Origin of the sequence: Actinoplanes rectilineatus (genome assembly GCF_000962825.1) — a bacterium.
In the GTDB taxonomy this organism is placed as follows: domain Bacteria; phylum Actinomycetota; class Actinomycetes; order Mycobacteriales; family Micromonosporaceae; genus Actinoplanes; species Actinoplanes rectilineatus.
Map to the genome: position 1 here is coordinate 22,671 of NZ_JZKF01000083.1, position 17,155 is coordinate 39,825.

Sequence of the window (17,155 nt, forward strand, 5' to 3'; positions counted from 1 at the left end):
GCCGACTGGCATCCTCGATTCCGGGGGTGACCGCGGGCGGCCCCGGTGGTGGAACCGCCTCATCGTGCCCGACCTTCGAAGAAGCTGTGGAGGCTGTTTTCATGGGGGACCAGCCGACGTCCGACCGGAAACGGACGCCGGAGGAAGCGACCGCGAAGCCCGCGGATCCGCGACCCGACGAGACCGTCGTGCTCACCAAGCAGGGTGGTGCGGGACAACCCGCGAAGACAGCCGGCCCGGCGAAGGCGGCCACTCCCCCGGCCGCCCCACCCGCGACGGCGGATCCGCCCGCGCCCGGCAAGCCGCAGACACCCGGGAAGGCGACGCCGCCCGAGACCGGTGGCACAGCCGTGCCCGGGGCCGCGAGGACCACCCCGGGCCGGTCGACCATGGGCCGGGCCACCCCCGGCACAGCGGCCCCGACCACACCCGGCCGCTCCACCCTCGGCGGCGCACCCGCCGCAAACCCGGCCATGCCAGGACGGTCCACCGTCGGCGGCGCGCCCGTCTCGAACCCGACCGCACCGGGACGATCCACGCGTGGCGGCGCACCGGCCCCGAACCCCACGGCACCCGGCCGGTCCACCCTCGGCGGCGCACCGGCCCCGAACCCGACCGCGCCCGGACGATCCACCCTCGGGCGGGCGGCCCCGCCCGCGACGGGTGCCGCCAAGGCCACCCCGCCGGCGGGCAAGGCTCCGGCCTCCCCCGCGCAGGCTCCGGGCGTACCCCCGAAGAATGTCCCCCCGGCCGCACCCCCCGCCAAGCCCGCGCCGTCGCGGGCCGAGGCTGACGAGACGATGATCCTGCGGATCCCGGCGAAGGCCACGCCGCACCGGCCCGCCGCCGACGACACCGCACCGGTCAAGCAGGTCCCGCCCCCGCCGGCCAAGAAGCCCGCCGACGACACCGTCGTGATCGGCAAACTGCCGCCGGTCGAGAAGACCCCGGGCAAACCGGCCCGTAAGAAGCCGGCCGGCGAGGACACCGTCATCATCCGGCTCCCCGGCAAAGAGGCGCCGGCGCGCAAACGCGCGGTCGGCGACGACACCGTGATCATCCGGCTGCCCGGGTCGAAGCCGAAGAACGCGCCCCGCAAGCCGCGCGCCGACGACACCGTCATCATCCGGCTGCCGCAGGCGCCGAAGAAGAAGGCCGCCGGCCGTGCCACCGTCGACAAACGTTCGGTCGGCGAGGACACCGTCATCATCCGGGTTCCGGCCTCGCCGAAGCCCGCGCCGAAACCGGTCCGGCCGAGTCAGGTCGACCTGGGGTACGCGCCCTGGGTCCTCGCGCTCTCCAGCCTGGGTGTGGTGATCGTGGCGCTGGCCTACGGCGGCGGGCGCGCGGACACCGGATGGGCGATGACCGCCTACTGGATCGGCCAGATCATCGTCTTCTCCCCGGTGGTGTTCCGGCTGCTCAGCCGGCTCGCCGGGGTGGCCGAGTCGTTCCTGCTGGTGATCGGTCTGGCGACCAACCAGTATCTCCTGAAATGGCTCTACAGTCCGGATCAGTTCCGCTTCCCGGACGAGTTGCAGCACTGGCTGGCGACCACCCTGATCACCGAGTCCGGCCAGTTGTTCCGGCTGAACAACGCGCTGCCACCGGCCGTGCACTTCCCGGGCCTGGCCGAGATGGGCGCCTCGATCTCGTCGCTGACCGGTCTGCCGGTCACCGCCGCCGGGGTGATCGTGGCCGGGATCGCCCACCTGATCTTCGTGGGGATGCTGTTCTCGGCCGTGCTGCGGGCCAGCAACTCGCCCGCGATGGCCGGGGTGTCCTGCGTGACGTACGCGACGGCCATGCACTACCTGTTCTTCAACTCGATGTTCCTGTACCTGACCGCGGCGCTGCCGTTCTTCATGATGACGGTCTGGGCACACCGGCGGTGGCGGACCGGCGGTGGCCGCAAGTTCCTGGCGCTGGCGCTGGTCGGGATCCTGATGACCACGGTCAGCCACCACGTCACGGCGTTCGCGCTGGTCGCGACGCTGCTGCTGCTGTCGGTCTCGGAGCTGGTGCTGGAGAAGCCCCGCCAGTGGATCACGCTGGTGGTGCCCGCCGTCGCGCTGGCCGTGGTGACCGGGTGGATCCTGCTGGTCGCGCAGGACGTCATCGCCTACCTCGAGGCACCGGTGCAGAGCCTGATCGCCTCACTGGAGTCGATGTTCGGCGGCAGCAACGCCGAGGCGACCGCCTCGCAACCGGTGCCGCTGACGCAGCTCGCGGTGCAGGGCGCGGGTCTGCTCGGCCTGCTGGTGCTCTTCCTCGCGGTGGCCCGGGACATGCTGCTGCGCAAGGACCGGGACAGCTGGCGCTGGGCGGCCCTGGTCGGCGGCGCGGTGTTCTTCGCCGGCAACGGCGCACGGTTCCTCGGCTCCGGCGGCCCGGAGATCGCCGGGCGACTCTCCACCTTCACCTACGTCCCGATGTCGATCATCGCGGCCATCGCCATCGTGTACGCCGTCCAGATCATCCCGCCGAAGGACGAGAACGGCCGGCGCTGGCTGTCGGTGCCGCCGCCCGGCGTCTCGGTGACCACCGGGCGCCGCCTGGCCGGCCAGGTCTACCTGGGCACGGCACTGATCACGGTGCTGATGGTCGGGGCGCGGACCGGTGGCTGGCCGCCGGTGTCGGCGCTGCTGCCCGGGGGTTATCTGCCCGCCGCGTACGAGCGCTCGGTCGACGCGTACGGCGTGGAGGCCGCCCTCTGGCAGGCGGCGAACCTCAGCCACGACTCCCGGGTCGGCGGTGACATCACCGCGGTGGCGCTGTCGTCGACCTACGGCCGGACCGACCCGGTCCGTGAGGTGGGCGAACTGTTCTACGCCACCACGTGGGGCGGCACCGAGCAGGAGATCGCCCGGTCGCGGGGTGTCGGCTACCTGGTCGTGGACGACCGGCTCGGCGACGCGCTGCCGTCCAACGACGCGTACTTCCAGGGTGACCCGATGGCCGGCCGGATCACCGAGCCGCTCTCCGAACTGCAGTTGCACAAGTTCGACACGATCACCAGCGTGTCCCGCATCTACGACAACGGCAAGGTCCGCATCTACCAGTTGGGAGCCTCGTGAACACGGCCCGGGCCGGCGTCCTCGCCGGGTTGACCGTCGTCGCCGGAGCGGCCGTGATGTTCGGCCCGCTGCCGCTGTCGGTGCCGGGCGGGCTGGCGCTCGCGCTGGTGCTCCCGGGTCTCGCGCTGGTCGAGGCGATCTTCCGGCCGGGGCGCCGGGACATCGGCATCGTGGAACGTCTGGTGCTGATCCCGTCGCTGAGCCTGGCGCTGATGGTGCTCGGCGGGCTCGCGGTGTGGGCGGTGGGCGGCACGCTGAACCGGATCGCGTGGATGCTGATCGCGGCGGCGGCGACGCTGATGGGGTTGTCGCTGGCGCTGTTCCGGGCCAAGACCCTGCAGCCGGGGCCGGTCCGGATCTCCACCGCCGAACCCGACAGATCACCGTTCTGGACGAAGAAGCGGATCCTGAGCGACATCCTGCCGCTCGCCCTCGCCGTCGTGCTGATCTCCGGGATCGGCTGGTGGTCGTTCCTCGACTCCGAGCAGACCTACGACAGCAAGCTCACCACCCTCGCCGTCTCCCCGCCGCCGAGCACCGGCGCCGACGGCAACCGGACCGTCGAGATCACCGCCACCGGCCTGGACGTCACCGCCGGCCCGTGGACCCTGGTGCTGATCGGCACCGCCGGCGAGAAGCTCGCCACCAACGTCCTCACGCCGGACGACGACGGCGTCTGGGACGGCCCGTTCACGCTTCCCGGCGAGGACCGGGTGACCGCGAACCTCTACCGCGGCACCGACATGACCTCCCCGTTCCGCACCGTGATCATCGCTGCCGCCGCAGCTCAATAGAGAAACGGGTTCATGACCACCCCTGCTCGTAAAGCCTGGATCGCCTCGGCCGCCGTCGTCGTGGTAGCCCTCGGCGTCGGTGTGGCCGCCCTGACCGGCAAGGACGACGAACGGCCGGTGGCCGCCACGCCGAGCGCCTCGGTCAGCGTGGCGGCGCCCGTCCCGGTGGCCACCGACAGCGCCTCGCTCCGGTCGGCCCGCACCCGGATCGCCCTGCCCAAGGCGGCCGGCACCTGGCCGGGTGACCACGGCCTGTCCGGCGTCAACGGTTTCCCCACCCTGAACACGAAGTCGGTGACCGAGTTCTGCACCGCCCGGGGACGGGGCTGCACGGTGGCGCACACGTACACCGACCGGACCTCGTACGAGTCGATGACCCGCGGCAGCGCCTGGACCTTCGAGTACTTCGCCGACTTCGACGGGGTGCTGGTGATCTCCCAGGCACTGGTGCCGGACAAGGGCGAGAACCTGGTGGCCGGCTGTGCCGCGGGTGAGTACGACGCGTACTGGCGCGACTTCGGCACCCTGATGGTGAAGCAGAACCGGGGTGATTCGGTGCTGCGCCTGGGCTGGGAGATGAACGAGGCGACGATGGCCTGGCGCGGCCTGAACGCCGCGAACTACATCAACTGCTACCGGCACGCGGCGACCGCGATCCGCTCGACGAACCCGCAGGTCGTCCTGGACTGGACGATCAACGCGCACAACTCGCCGGCCGACCTGTGCGGCGGGCTGAGCACCACCTGCTACCCGGGTGACGACTACGTCGACATCATCGGCATCGACAACTACGACCACCACCCGTGGTCGCCGACGCGGCAGGACTTCGAGCGGACCGCGGACGCGCAGGAGGGCCTGGACTGGCTCCACGACTTCGCGCGCGCCCGCGGCAAGCTGTTCTCGGTCGGCGAGTGGGGTGTGGTGCCGACCGGGGACGCCGGCAAGGAGAACCCGGACTTCATCACCTGGATGCACGACTGGTTCGCGGCGCACGCGGACACGCTCGCCTACGAGATGTACTTCCAGCGCTGTGACGGCACGGTCAACCAGTCGGCGATCCTGCGGCCGAACGACAGGAACTGCCTGCCGAACACCGCGTCGTCGAACGTCTACCGGGAGCTCTGGGGTTCCTAGCCGGCGAACCGGGCGTTCTGCGCGAGCGCCCGGTACGCCGCGATCGACGCCTCGTCGGTGTCGGTCCGCCAGTCCTCGGTGTAGCTCTCGTGGGTGTCGGTGTCGAACCAGACCACCGCCCCGATCGCCGGGCGCTCCTGCACATACCTCGCGAACGCCGTGATCCAGTCGGCCTTCGTGGTGCCGCCCCAGTCCATCGACCCGACCTCGGTGATCATGATCGGCTTGCGGGCGGAGAATCCCTGGTAGATCCCGTCGAACAGGGTCTGCGGGGACTCCTCGTGCAGGTTGTACCCGGAGACGCCCACCCAGTCGACGTAGTCGTCGCCCGGGTAGTAGTTCTCGGTGGCGTTCCAGGCCTCCTGCGGGTTGGCGTTCCAGTTCGGGCTCCACACCCAGGAGACGTTGTCCGCCCCCTCCTCGTCGAAGATCCTGTGCAGCCGGCGGTAGCACTCGACGTAGCCGTCCGGGTCGTCGCCGTTCTTCTTGCCGCCCCACTCGTACCAGTGGCCGTTCATCTCCCAGCCCCAGCGCAGCAGGGTCGGCTGGTCGAGCGCCCTGATCCGGCGGGCGGCCGCGGCGATCAGGTCGTCCGACTTGCCGTTGAGGATGTTCTTGTACTTCGCACCCCGCCAGGAGACCAGCGGAACGGCGCTCTTCGGCAGGTACGGGATCGACGTCGGCAGCCGGTCCTCCCACGCGTAGAAGACGTGCACGATCCGCTCGGTGCGGCCGAGCTGCTTCTTGCGCAGGGCGAGGGCTTCGGCGTACGTCTTGCCCTTGAGCCCCAGGTAGGAGCCGCGCATCGCCTTGCCGGCCCGGTACGGCACGGTGCCGCCGAGCTTCTGGTCCGGATCGGCGTCGGCGAACGGCGACGGGGTGACGCTCGGCGCCGCCGACGGGGCGCTCGGCGCGGGGTCGACGATCTCCGGCGCCCCGGCGGCCCGCATCTGGTAGGCGCCGATGGCCGCGGCGGGCACGCCGAGCCCGGCGATGCCGAGCAGCGTGCGCCGTCCGATGCCCGACGAGGGACGCCGGTGCCCGTGCGGCGTCGTCACGTGAGGTTCCGGCCCGCCTTGCGGGCGAGTCTGCGAACCATCCGCCAGCCCGGCTGGGCGGCCTGCTTGAGGGTCGGCACCAGGGTGGAACCGCCGCCTGCCACCAGGGCGACCAGGTCGGCGCCGGTGTGGTCCGGGGTGGGCTGGAAGCGCGGCACGGCCAGCCGTTTCTCGCCCGGGGTGTGCAGCCTGCGGCCCACCTCGGTGGCGTTGTCGTGCCCGGCCGCGGCGACCACCTCGCGCACCCGGCGGCTGTTGTAGCCGTGCGGGTAGGCGAATGAGCGCACCTTGACCTGCAACCGCTGCTCCAGCTCGTCGTGGCTGCGCACCACCTCGTCGCGCAGCTGCGCCGGGGTGAGCACGTCGAGCGGGTGGTGGATCAGGCTGTGGTTGCCGATCTCGATCCCGGCGGCGGCCACGTCGGCCAGCTCCTGCCAGGTCAGCATCGGCCCGAAGTCCGCCGACCACTGGCCCAGCCAGCCCGCGTGCCCGCCGAGGTGCCCGACGGAGGCGTAGAGGGTGGCGCCGGCACCGGCCGCGGTCAGCGCCGGGACCCCGGCGGTGACGAAGTCGCGGTAGCCGTCGTCGAAGGTGACCGCGACCATCTTCTCGGTGCTGCCGGCGCCGAGGAGGTCGAGCGCCTCGGTCAGGCCGACCAGGCGGTAACCGGCTGCGGTGAGAGCCCCGAGCTGTTCGGCGAGACGCTCCGGCGGCACCGCGAGATCACGCAGCGGGCCGGCCACGGAGGAGACCGAGTGGTACATCAGTGCCGGCAGTGTGGTCCAGGCCTGCGTCGCCGAGTCGGTCACCGAATCCCCACCACCGATATCTCCCCTTAATTTCCTTTACCGGCGCCGAAGCCTACCAACCGGAATCACCCGATTGCCTCCCCCGTTCGCCCAGGCTTCCGTGACGCTCGCCCCTGGCGATCAGACACTACGCGGAGTAACGTTCGACGCCTTCCGGCCCTCCGGCCTGCGCTTACGACGTCACGAATCGGCAACTCACCGTGATGTCTGAACCTTTATCGCATCGGAGACGTATCGGAGGGAGTCACCGCAACCGCTCTAACCTCGGGGAGCGCGCACCATGTTCCGGCTCATCCAACTGCACACCGACAGTGGTGTGCCACGCATCGGCGTCGACGCCGACGGTTACGTCAGCGCCCGTGCCGCCCTGGCCCATTACCGCACCGCGCCGGCGACCTATTTCGCCGTCGGCCGCTTCGACCACGAGGGCACCCTCACCGAGGTGATCCTCGACCCGATCTGCGGCCTCGACGGCGCCTGCCAGCGGCCCGCCTCGGTGATCCACGCCAAGACCTACGAACGGCTGTGCGAGCGCTGCGCCAAGGGCCTGGAGGTCCTGACCGTACCCCAGCTGGCCCGCCGCCTCGGCATAGCCTGCCGGCTGGCCCCCTCGGTCGCCCGCTTCCGGCAGACCTCCCTCGGCCTGCGCGCGCCGTCCGGCAACCGGATCGCCCGCGAGTTCGCCGACCACGTGCACGACCCGGCGTGGCGCTCCGAACTCTGCGCCGAACTCGCCACCAGCCCGATCGCCCTCAACGGCCTGCTCATCGGTGCCGGAGCCCTCTCGCACCGCCAGGTCCTGGACCTCTACCCGGCGCTCTGCACCCTCGGTGACGAACTCCCCGACTCGGTCCGCACCGACCTGCGCCGCGCCACCGCCCGTCCCCTCTCCCCCGCGGGCGTCGCCGGCCTGCGCCTGGGCATGCTCAACTCCTGAGCCATGGATGGGGGTCCGGCCAGGACCCCCTCCCCCGCTTCCTTCGGGGGTACGCGCCGAACCGCCCCGCCCGTGCCCTCTGCTCCACCCGCACCGCCCGTGGCTGCCCGCGACCACGTGCCGGGCCGAGGCCGCAGCGCGCCCACCGGCCGTATCGCGACTCACCGCCCCCACGCCGGCCGATCGGCGCCCCGCTGACCTATCGGGGAATGCGGACGACCGTGCCACCGACCGGACAACCGGCACACACCGTCACGTAGGCGAACCGCCCCCGGACCGCCAGCCCGCCCGGCGACACCAGCCCGGTGGACGCCACCGTCGTCCGCCGCCCACCCGGGCCGACGGCCAGCAGAGCCGCGCTGTCCAGGACGTAGAGCACCCCCTCCGGAGAGCAGGCCAGATCCACGATCGACCGGAAACCGTCCGCGAGGACGCGCGGCGGTGCACCGGCTTCGATCCGCCAGACCCTCGTCGCCGCGGCCACCACGACCGAGCCGTCCGGCGCCTGCGCCACCGCCACCGCACCGGCCGGGGCACGCGCGACGACGGTCAGCCGCCCCCGGACACCCACCCGGAACACCGTCCCCGCCGTCACCTCGACCCGGCCGCGTCGCGGACCGGCGGCCGTCAGCGGGTCGGCCGCCTCCCGGGCCGCGACCGCCGACCACGACGGCGGCGCCGGGCCGGAACGGCCGAACCCGACGACGCCGACCCCGGTGCGCTCGGCCACGTACAGCTCGCCGGACTCACCGAACGCCAGCCCTCGCGGACCGGACAGACCGGTCGCCACCGTCACCCCCGCGAAGCCCGGCCCGGACGTCTCACCGGCGCCGGCCGGCGCGAGCGCCAGCACCGCGGCGAGAAGCCCGACCGGACCCGAATGCCCGTTCATCCGTGTCCCCCGTGTGGTCGATGCCTCCCCAGGCTGCGCCGCCCCGACGGCCGGGACGACCGGGGAGTCCTCGATCCGACGTACCCGTAAGGCTTCTGTCACACGGCGGTGGCATGCTTGCGCTCATGTCTGTGGGTGAGGCGGTCGAGGTCGAGCCGCGTGGGCGCGCGTCGCGTGCCGCCGGTTTCGGTGTGGTTCTGGTCGCGGTGGTGCTGCTGCTGTTCGGCGTGCCGTGGGCGACGCTGGTCTGGTCCGGCGACTGGCCGGTCCCGGTGTTCGCGGCGGGCACCGCCCTGTTCGTGCTGGCCGCGGCGGGTTTCCCGGTGCTGATGATGCGCGGGCACGGCGCCGCGCACAGCGACGCCGCGTCCCGGGTGGCGGACACCACGCTCGGTGTCGCCTGGGTGCTGTTCACCTGGTCGGTGATCGGTCAGGTCGCCGGCCTGGCCCTGCGCCTGGCCGGGGTGGCCGATCCGCTGCGCTCCCGGGTGATCGCCGCGGTGGTCCTCCTGATCGCGATCCCCCTGCTCCTGTGGGGGTACGCGGAAGCGATGCGTGTCGCCCGCGTCCGCCGGGTGGACGTCACGATCGACCGTCTGGGTGCCGGCCTCGACGGTCTCAAGGTGGTGCTGATCACCGACACGCACTACGGCCCGATCGACCGGACGCGGTGGTCGCAGGGGGTGACCGAGGTGGTCAACTCCCTCGAGCCGGACGTGGTGGCGCACACCGGTGACATCGCCGACGGCGAGGTGGCGCAGCGGCTCTCGATGGCCGCCCCGCTCGCCGACATCGAGGCGAAGCACGCCCGGGTCTACGTCACCGGCAACCACGAGTACTACAGCGGCGCCCTCGGCTGGGTCGAGCACATGACGAGGCTCGGCTGGGACGCCCTGCACAATCGGCACATCGTGGTGACCCGGGGTGGCGACTCGCTCGTGGTGGCCGGGGTCGACGACCGGACGGCGGCCGGTTCCGGCCTGCCGGGGCACCACGCCGACCACGAGGCGGCGCTGGCCGGCGCCGACCCGGACCTGCCGATCCTGCTGCTGGCGCACCAGCCGGCCCAGATCGGCGGCGCCGTCGCGCACGGCGTCGACCTGCAGTTGTCCGGGCACACGCACGGCGGCCAGATGTGGCCGTTCCACTATCTGGTCCGGCTGGACCAGCCGGCGTTGCAGGGCCTGTCCCGGCATTCCGAGCGCACCCAGCTCTACACGTCGCGGGGCACCGGGTTCTGGGGCCCGCCGTTCCGCATCTTCGCACCGGCCGAAATCACGCTGCTGACCCTGCGCGCCGGGTGAAAAGCCGGGAATAAACCGGTTGAGCGGTCCTCCGGCGGCCGAGCAGGATGAGGGCACCGCCTCTCATCCCCGCCGGAGGACCCTGTCATGCGCCTGCTTCGCGACCTATGGGCCACCAGCCCACGTCGCACCACGATCACCGCGATCCTGATCGTGATCGGCGCCACCGGTTCAGCCGCCTCGTTGGCGCTGGCCGGCCCGGTGCTGGTCGACCGATCCGCCACCCTGTTCACCGTGCTGGCGGTCGCGCTGGTCGCCGCGGTGCTCAGCGACGTCGCGGTCGGCCTGGTGGCGGCCCGCCTGACCGCCGACTGGGCGGCCCGGGCCCGGCGACGGCTCAACCGGGTCGCCTTCGGTCAGGACATCCCGACCCTGGAGAGCACCCCGGTCGGCGAGCTGCTCGACCGCATCGACTCCGACGTCTACCAGGTCGGCTCCGAGCTGCGCAACGCCGGCGTCCGCCTGGCCCAGTCGCTCGCCGTCGCCACCCTCTCGATCGCCACGACGTTCTTCGTCTGGTGGCCCGCCGCCCTCGCCATGATCGCGGTCTGTGTCCTGCTCTTCGCGGTGATGAACAAACCGGTGCAACGGATCGGCCCGATCCGCATCGCCGAGGAGGAGGCCTGGTCCGACCTCGCGGCCGTGATGGAGGAGGCGGTGCACGGGCAGGACGACGTCCGGACCAGTCTGGCCGCGCCCTACGTGCGCCGCCTCTTCGCCGAACGGGCCGCCGAGGTGCTGGCCCGGGGCCGCCGGGTCTGGCGCTCCGCGTCCCGGATCACGATGACCGCCGGCGCGATCACCCGCATGCTGATCGCCGGCCTGGTGGTCGGCGGCGCGTGGGCGCTGGCCACCGGCCACCTGGGCACCGCCCGGCTGACCGCGGTCTGGCTGCTCGCCCTCGGTTTCGGCGGCACCCTCGAACACGTCACCCGGATGGTCCCCGAGCTGCAGAACGCGCTGGGCGCCTGGGGCCGGGTGCAGTTGCTCAGCGCGGTGCCGCAGGAACCCGTCGACGGTGTCCCGCCGGCCGACGGCGACCTGGTCGTCCGCGGCCTGACGTTCCACTACGGCAACGCCGACTCCGGCCGCCCGGCGGCGCTGCGCGACGTCAGCGCCACCTTCGCCCGCGGCCGGTCCTACGCGCTGATCGGGCGCACCGGCTCCGGCAAGTCCACCCTGGCCAAGGTGCTGACCCGGGCGGTCGACGTGCCCCGCGGCACGGTCTTCCTCGGCGACGTCGACATCAACGACATCGGCGTCGAGGGCCTGCGCCGGTGGACCGCGATCGTCCCGCAGCGCACCGAGATCCTGGCCGGCACCCTGGCGGAGAACATCGCCCTGTTCGACCCGGAGCTGCTGCCCCGGGCCGGTGCCGCCCTCGACGAGCTGGGCCTGACCGGCTGGGCGGCAGGCCTGCCCGACGGCCTGGACACCCGGCTCGGCGAGAGCGGCCACAAGCTCTCGGCCGGCCAGGAACAGCTGGTGGCGTTCGCCCGGATCCTGGTCCGCGCCCCGCAGGTGGTGATCCTCGACGAGGCCACCGCCCGGATGGACCCGGTCACCGAGTCCTGGGTGCAGCGGGCCACCGACCGGCTCCTCGAGGGCCGGATCGGCGTGATCGTGGCACACCGGCTCTCCTCGGTGCAGCGCTGCGACGAGGTGATCGTGCTCGCCGACGGCGCCGTCCTCGAACAGGGCCCGCTGCGCGAGTCCCGCCGCTTCGCCGAGCTGATGGCGAGCAGTGCCCTCGCCGTCCCGTCGCCGGCCACCGTGGCGGACAGTGCACCAGGCGCCTCCCCGGGCGCCGGCTCGCCGGGCACGTCGTCCCCGGGCGGCGCCCCGCTGGTCTCCGACGGCGACTGGGATGCCGCCCTGCGGACCGAACTGGGACGGGACACCCTGACCGGCCCGCAGCCGGCAGAGACGGGACTGGACGCGCTGGCCCGGCCCCTGCCCACGGTGGAACCGCCGCCACTGCCGGCCCCGCCGCCGGCCCGCACCATGCGCGAGATCGCCCGGCTGGCCACCAACGACCCCCGCTACGGTCTGGGCGCGGTCGGCTTCTTCGTGCTGATGGTGCTGTTCGGACTGGACGGCGCGATCCTGCCGCTGCTCTGGGCCGACGTGGTCGACGGCGTCGGCAACCCGCTCCACCCGGCGGCCGGGATCGCCGCCGCGCTGATCCTGCTGATCCCGACGCTGTTCTACACCGGGGCCTGGTTCCCGGAGTGGTGGGTCCGGCAGATGCTGCGGATCAGCCTGCGCCTGGTCAACGGCCAGGTCGGCCCGCGCCGGGTCAGCAAGCACACCCCGGCCGAGGTGGTGGCCCAGGGCGGCGACACCGAGCGGGTGGTCATGCTCGCCGACAACCTCATCGACAACGGCGTGGCCCTGTTCACCGTGGTCGCGATGACCGCGGCCTCGCAGTCGGTGGTCCCGGCGATGTTCTTCCTCGGCACCATGCTGGTCTCCGGCCTGGCCGCGACCCTGTTCGGCCCCCGGCTGGAGCAGGCGGCCCGCAAGACCGTCGCGGCCCGGGCGGCGTTCGCCACCGCACTGGTGTCGTCGCTGTCCGCGGCGCGCACGGTCAAACTGGCCGGCGCCACCGAACCGGTGCTGGCCCACCTGGCCGGCCTCGACACGACCCGCAGCGAACTGCAACGCCGGGAGATCGCCATCCAGGTGTGGGCACGGTCGACGCCGTCCATCGCCAGCGGCCTGCTGCCGATCGGGGTGTGGGCGCTCTACCTGTCCGGTGGGCTGTCCGCGGCGGCGGCCCTGATCGCGGTCTCCACACTGGGCTCGGCCCGCTGGTTCGCGTGGACGACGGCGTCACTGGTGTCGCACTACCCGTCGGCGAAGGTGTGGACCCGCCGGACGGTGGCCATGACCGGCGTCTCGGAGTATTCGTCGGACGTCCCCGGCGTGGACATCGCCGAAGGCACCGCACCCGCCCCGGAGGGCTCGTCCCGGCAGCCGCTGCGCACCCTGCGCCTCGGACGGTTCAGCGCGGTCCACGAGAACGGCGCGCTCGGCGTCCGCGACGTGGACCTGACCGTCGAACGCGGTCAGCTGGTGCTCGTGGTCGGCCCGGTCGGCTCGGGCAAGTCGTCACTGCTGCGGGCGCTGGCCGGGATCGTGCACCACACCGGCGACCTGCAGTGGAACGGGGAACAGGTCCGCAACCCGGAACTCTTCCTGCGCCCCAACCAGGTCGGCTACGTGGCCCAGTTGCCGCGGGTGCTGTCCGGCACGGTCGCCGAGAACATCCAGCTGGGCCACGAGGTGGACGCGGCCGACGCGGTGTCGGTCGCCCAGCTGGAACACGACCTGGCCGCGGCCGGCGGCGGCCTGCAACTGCTGATCGGCCACAAGGGCACCCGGCTCTCCGGCGGTCAGCTGCAGCGGCTGGCGCTGGCACGGGCCCTCGCCCCACGCACCGAACTGCTGATCGCCGACGACGTCTCGTCCGCCCTGGACGTGACGACGGAGCTGGCGCTGTGGCGGGCGCTGCGCTCGCACGGCGTCACGGTCGTCGGCTCCACGTCGAAACGGGCCGCCCTGGCCCAGGCCGACAAGGTGGTCGTGCTGATCGGCGGCCACGCCGAGGACCAGGGCACCTGGTCCGACCTGGAATCCCGCTGGGGCCACCTGGCCGGCTGACCCCTCCGGTTCACCGGCCTCCGTCCCGCCGCTGTGCTCTGCCGCCGCTGCACTCTGGCACCGCTGCACTCTGGCACCGCTGCACTCTGGCAATGCTGTGGCGAGTTCGGGCGTCCACAACGCCCGAACTCGGCACGCAGCTTTCGGCGATGGTGCGGTTCGGACGCTCTCGGCGCCCGGACTCGGCGTGCGGGGCTCGGCTCCGAGGGCTCGGCTCCGAGGGCTCGGCTCCGAGGGCTCGGCTCCGGGGGGCTCGGCTCCGGGGGGGCTCGGGGTGGTGGCGGGGACGGGAGTGGGCTTTCGGCGTACCCGGCAAAGAAGGACTGGGGCAGTCACGCCGGTCAGTTGGTGGTGTTGATCTGCGCGACGAGCTTGCGGACGACGCTGGTGACGGTGTCCGAAGGGATCGCGAAGCCGAGACCGACGCTGCCGGTGCTGTCGCCCGACGTGGCGATGGCGACGTTGATGCCGACCACCTTGCCGGACATGTCGACCAGCGCGCCGCCGGAGTTGCCCTGGTTGATCGCGGCGTCCGTCTGCATCAGGCCGGAGAGCTGCTCGTCGCCGGTGTCCAGGCTACGGTCGAAAGCGGACACGATGCCCGAGGTGACGGTGCCCTCCAGGCCCAGCGGCGCGCCGAACGCCAGCACCGTGTCACCGACCGCGACGCTGTCGTCGGCACCGAACGTGGCCGGCGTCAGACCGGACAGGCCGGTCGCCTGCACCAGCGCCAGATCGTGCGTGGTGTCGGTGGCCACCACGGTCGCCGGCACGGTCTCACCCGTCGACAACCGGACACTGACCGAACCGTCCTCGGCGATCACATGGTTGTTGGTGAGGATCATGCCGTCCGCGCTGAGCACCACACCGGAACCGAGCGACGAGGACTGGGCGCCGTCGACCAGCACGGTCACGATGCTGGGCTGCACCTTCGCCACGATCGGGGCGAGGTCGGTACCCTCGGTCACCGCACCCGCCGTGGTGCCCGCGACGGAAGCCTGCGCGGCCCTGCCGTCCAGGTAGCGGTCGGTGGCGTACGCTCCGGCGCTGCCACCGCCGGCCACCAGCACCAGCACCGCGGCGCCGCCGGCGAGACGGCGCTTCCAGCGGGGGTCGCGGGGCGGCCGGACCATCATCGGGGGGATGTGGGTCGGCGGGAGCGGCGGCAGGTCGGCCACCGAGTACTCGGTGCGAGGGGCGTTGCCGGTGGGGCGCGTCAGCAGGTCGGTCATGAGAACGACAGTGCGCCCCGAGATTGTCGCCGACCGGTGAACGCTCTGTGACTTCGCTGTGTGGCGCTGGTCGCCCATCCGAGTGGCTTCGGCGCGCCGCACGGCGTGTCCGTCAGCGAGGTCTAGGGTCGTCCGGGTGTTCTCGCCCCACGTCTCGAACGTCGTGTCCTCCGAACTCCCCCACACCTCCCGTACCCTGGTCGAACGCCGCCCGTTCGGCCCCACCGTCACCGGGCCGCCGGCGATCCGCACGTCGGCTCCCGGTGAGCACCGGGAGCCCGCCGCGGGCCCGGGTCAGCCCGGCGCGGAGGCGGGGCCGCTGACCTGGGCCGCCCTGATCACCAACTGGGGTCGCACTACTCCCGGTGATCATGCTGTGCGCTCCCTGCGCGTGGGCTGACAGCCCGCTATAGCCGATCCGCGCATCGGCTGAAAGAGGGAGTAACGCACAGCGGGTAGAGACCAATGTCAGATGCCGGGCACAGAACCTGTCGCGATGCTGGAGAGCACCAACAGCATCAAGGAGGTCGCGATGTCCGCACGAGGAATGCTCACCGTGGTCGGCAGCGCCGTCGGCGGCCTGATCGGATGGGGCGAGACCGCGCCGTCCGCGGATCCGGACGAGCTGCGGGCACTGTTCGCCACGCTCGGGGTGACGATCGGGCCGGACGACGCCGAACTGGCCGAGGCGGTGCGCTACTTCCAGGAGCGCACCGGCCTGCCCGTCGACGGACAGGCCGGCCCGCGCACCGTGCATCTGCTCGCCCAGTACGCGACAGCCGCCCGGGACCGGATCCGGATCGACGCCGCCTGATCCCCGCCACGAGTGATTCCCGCCCGGCCACGGCGGCGCTATCGTGTGGTCGCGATGAGCCACGAACTGATCACGTACTACGACGACGCGACCGGGGAACGCTCCGGGCTCACCGCCGGAGAGCTGGGCTCCTGGACGGCCGCCACGGCCGCGCTGCTCACCGCCGAGTGCGGCCTGGCCCGCGGCAGCCGCGCCGGCGTCTTGCTCCCGCCGCACTGGCAGACCGCCGCGGTGCTGCTCGGCGCCTGGGCGGCCGGCATCGAGGTCGCGTTCCGCGGCTGGAGCACCGCCGGGCTGGCCCCGGACACCGGACCGCCACTGGACGCGGTGTTCGTCGAACGGCGCCGGGTCGGCAGTTGGCTGGAGGACGTGCCGGAGGCGCCGCACCGATTCGTCCTCGGACTGGCCCCGCACGGCGGGCCGACACCGGACGTGCCGCACGGCTACCGCGACTTCCCGGCGGTGGTCCGCGACCACCTCGGCACGCCCCCACCGGCCGACGGTGTGGGCCTGCGCGAGGTGGCGACGGTCGACGGCACCACCTACGGCGAGTACGGCGTGGTCGCCGCCGAAGTGGCCCGGAACCGCGGTATCGGGCCGGGCGACCGGCTGCTGATCGACGCGACAGCCTCCGAGGAGCCGTTGACCTGGCTGATGTCCCCACTGACCGCCGGGGCGTCGATCGTGATCTGCGCGAACCTGGACCGTACCCTGCTGGACGCGCGGATCGCGGCGGAAGGCATCACACACTTCGATTGATCTTCCACAGTGGACCGTGGTGGGCTACGGTCGCTGAGCATGGAGGTTTTCGATCAGCTAGCCGAGCTTTATCAGAACGAACACAGTCATAACCCCTTCCAGAACGCCCTCGTGTCCCAGCTCGCCGACCTGCTGCCGCCCGCGTCGACGGTGCTCGACCTGGGCTGCGGGACCGGCGTACCGACCGCCGCCATCCTGACCGCGTCCGATCACCAGGTAGTGGGTGTCGACATCTCCCAGGGGATGCTGGCGCTGGCCCGGGCCCAGGTGCCGGAGGCGGAGTTCGTCCACGCCGACTTCGCCGCGCTGCCGGACGACTTCGGTGCGGACCGGGGCGGGTTCGCCGCGGTGACGGCGTTCTTCTCCCTGCTGATGCTGAGCCGCGCCGACATCGAGACGACGATCGCGAAGGTGGCACGCTGGCTGCAGCCGGACGGCCACCTCGCCATCGGCATGGTCAACTTCGACCTGGACAGCGCGCCGGTCGAATTCCTGGGCGTGCCGGTGAAGGTGTCCGGCTATCTGGAACCGGACCTGGCGGCCCTGTTGGAACGCCACGGTTTCCACGTGGAGAGCATCAAGACGGTGGAGTTCACGCCGGCCGGGACCCCGCCGGAGAGCCAGATCTTCGCGCTGGCCAAGCTCAAATCCTGAGGCCCTCCCTCCCTCCCTCCCTCCC

At 72.3% G+C, this 17,155-nt stretch carries 14 protein-coding genes; 10 read left to right on the plus strand and 4 right to left on the minus strand.

Annotated features, from left to right (window positions below; translation table 11 throughout):
• Window positions 1-101: 101 nt before the first annotated feature.
• From WH85_RS37675 to WH85_RS37685, 3 genes are read left to right on the plus strand one after another with little or no spacing between them, the layout of a single operon-like run.
• Window positions 102-3,077, plus strand: coding sequence for a hypothetical protein (locus WH85_RS37675; protein ID WP_045746917.1), 2,976 nt, complete (start codon window positions 102-104; stop codon window positions 3,075-3,077).
• Window positions 3,074-3,871 carry a DUF1616 domain-containing protein gene (locus WH85_RS37680; protein ID WP_045746918.1) on the plus strand — a complete coding sequence of 266 codons (798 nt, stop codon included), beginning with the start codon at window positions 3,074-3,076 and terminating at the stop codon, window positions 3,869-3,871. Before WH85_RS37675 ends, WH85_RS37680 begins: the two co-directional genes overlap by 4 nt.
• Before the next feature lie 12 nt (window positions 3,872-3,883).
• A complete protein-coding gene (locus WH85_RS37685) occupies window positions 3,884-5,005 on the plus strand; it encodes a glycoside hydrolase family 26 protein (RefSeq protein ID WP_052721085.1) in 1,122 nt (373 codons plus the stop codon).
• Here the strand turns inward: WH85_RS37685 and WH85_RS47730 are convergent.
• Together WH85_RS47730 and WH85_RS37695 are read right to left on the minus strand one after the other, a co-directional pair.
• Window positions 5,002-6,063 (minus strand): glycoside hydrolase family 26 protein, encoded by a 1,062-nt coding sequence (locus WH85_RS47730; RefSeq protein WP_052721086.1) that lies wholly within the window; start codon window positions 6,061-6,063, stop codon window positions 5,002-5,004. The two genes, WH85_RS37685 and WH85_RS47730, sit on opposite strands and share 4 nt — an antisense overlap.
• Window positions 6,060-6,872, minus strand: a complete 813-nt coding sequence (locus WH85_RS37695) for a polysaccharide deacetylase family protein (protein ID WP_052721087.1) — start codon at window positions 6,870-6,872, stop codon at window positions 6,060-6,062. The genes WH85_RS47730 and WH85_RS37695 overlap by 4 nt, the downstream gene beginning before the upstream one ends.
• 280 nt (window positions 6,873-7,152) lie before the next feature.
• Here WH85_RS37695 and WH85_RS37700 point away from each other — a divergent pair, with 280 nt between their 5' ends.
• Window positions 7,153-7,809, plus strand: coding sequence for a hypothetical protein (locus WH85_RS37700; RefSeq protein WP_045746920.1), 657 nt, complete (start codon window positions 7,153-7,155; stop codon window positions 7,807-7,809).
• Between the two features lie 199 nt (window positions 7,810-8,008).
• Here WH85_RS37700 and WH85_RS47735 read toward each other — a convergent pair whose 3' ends face one another.
• Window positions 8,009-8,701, minus strand: coding sequence for a hypothetical protein (locus WH85_RS47735; RefSeq protein WP_052721088.1), 693 nt, complete (start codon window positions 8,699-8,701; stop codon window positions 8,009-8,011).
• Between the two features lie 125 nt (window positions 8,702-8,826).
• On the opposite strand from WH85_RS47735, the gene WH85_RS37710 reads away from it, so the two are divergent.
• Together WH85_RS37710 and WH85_RS37715 are read left to right on the plus strand one after the other, a co-directional pair.
• Entirely contained in the window at window positions 8,827-10,005 is a 1,179-nt protein-coding gene (locus tag WH85_RS37710; RefSeq protein WP_045746934.1) for a metallophosphoesterase, read from the plus strand.
• Window positions 10,006-10,092: 87 nt separating this feature from the next.
• Window positions 10,093-13,671 carry an ABC transporter ATP-binding protein/permease gene (locus tag WH85_RS37715; RefSeq protein WP_045746921.1) on the plus strand — a complete coding sequence of 1,193 codons (3,579 nt, stop codon included), beginning with the start codon at window positions 10,093-10,095 and terminating at the stop codon, window positions 13,669-13,671.
• 341 nt (window positions 13,672-14,012) lie between these two features.
• Here the strand turns inward: WH85_RS37715 and WH85_RS37720 are convergent, their stop codons facing one another.
• Window positions 14,013-14,903, minus strand: coding sequence for a S1C family serine protease (locus WH85_RS37720; RefSeq protein ID WP_045746922.1), 891 nt, complete (start codon window positions 14,901-14,903; stop codon window positions 14,013-14,015).
• A 136-nt stretch (window positions 14,904-15,039) separates the two neighbouring features.
• Between WH85_RS37720 and WH85_RS37725 the strand changes: the two genes are divergently transcribed.
• The 4 genes from WH85_RS37725 (at window position 15,040) to WH85_RS37740 (ending at window position 17,130) form a co-directional block, all read left to right on the plus strand.
• The gene (locus WH85_RS37725; protein WP_045746923.1) at window positions 15,040-15,303 is read left to right on the plus strand and encodes a hypothetical protein; all 264 of its coding nucleotides are present in this window, start codon (window positions 15,040-15,042) and stop codon (window positions 15,301-15,303) included.
• A 96-nt stretch (window positions 15,304-15,399) separates the two neighbouring features.
• Window positions 15,400-15,717 (plus strand): peptidoglycan-binding protein, encoded by a 318-nt coding sequence (locus WH85_RS37730; RefSeq protein ID WP_245674261.1) that lies wholly within the window; start codon window positions 15,400-15,402, stop codon window positions 15,715-15,717.
• A gap of 54 nt (window positions 15,718-15,771) precedes the next feature.
• Window positions 15,772-16,476 (plus strand): TIGR03089 family protein, encoded by a 705-nt coding sequence (locus WH85_RS37735; RefSeq protein WP_045746936.1) that lies wholly within the window; start codon window positions 15,772-15,774, stop codon window positions 16,474-16,476.
• Between the two features lie 39 nt (window positions 16,477-16,515).
• The gene (locus tag WH85_RS37740; protein WP_045746924.1) at window positions 16,516-17,130 is read left to right on the plus strand and encodes a class I SAM-dependent methyltransferase; all 615 of its coding nucleotides are present in this window, start codon (window positions 16,516-16,518) and stop codon (window positions 17,128-17,130) included.
• Window positions 17,131-17,155 lie beyond the last annotated feature (25 nt).

Excerpts from the sequence above, each read along its gene's own strand:
- WH85_RS37675 (WP_045746917.1), top strand. The coding sequence starts at position 102 with ATGGGGGACCAGCCGACGTCCGACCGGAAACGGACGCCGGAGGAAGCG.
- WH85_RS37685 (WP_052721085.1), top strand. The coding sequence starts at position 3,884 with ATGACCACCCCTGCTCGTAAAGCCTGGATCGCCTCGGCCGCCGTCGTC.
- WH85_RS37700 (WP_045746920.1), top strand. The coding sequence starts at position 7,153 with ATGTTCCGGCTCATCCAACTGCACACCGACAGTGGTGTGCCACGCATC.
- WH85_RS47735 (WP_052721088.1), bottom strand. The coding sequence starts at position 8,701 with ATGAACGGGCATTCGGGTCCGGTCGGGCTTCTCGCCGCGGTGCTGGCG.
- WH85_RS37710 (WP_045746934.1), top strand. The coding sequence starts at position 8,827 with ATGTCTGTGGGTGAGGCGGTCGAGGTCGAGCCGCGTGGGCGCGCGTCG.
- WH85_RS37715 (WP_045746921.1), top strand. The coding sequence starts at position 10,093 with ATGCGCCTGCTTCGCGACCTATGGGCCACCAGCCCACGTCGCACCACG.
- WH85_RS37720 (WP_045746922.1), bottom strand. The coding sequence starts at position 14,903 with ATGACCGACCTGCTGACGCGCCCCACCGGCAACGCCCCTCGCACCGAG.
- WH85_RS37730 (WP_245674261.1), top strand. The coding sequence starts at position 15,400 with ATGCTGGAGAGCACCAACAGCATCAAGGAGGTCGCGATGTCCGCACGA.
- WH85_RS37735 (WP_045746936.1), top strand. The coding sequence starts at position 15,772 with ATGAGCCACGAACTGATCACGTACTACGACGACGCGACCGGGGAACGC.
- WH85_RS37740 (WP_045746924.1), top strand. The coding sequence starts at position 16,516 with ATGGAGGTTTTCGATCAGCTAGCCGAGCTTTATCAGAACGAACACAGT.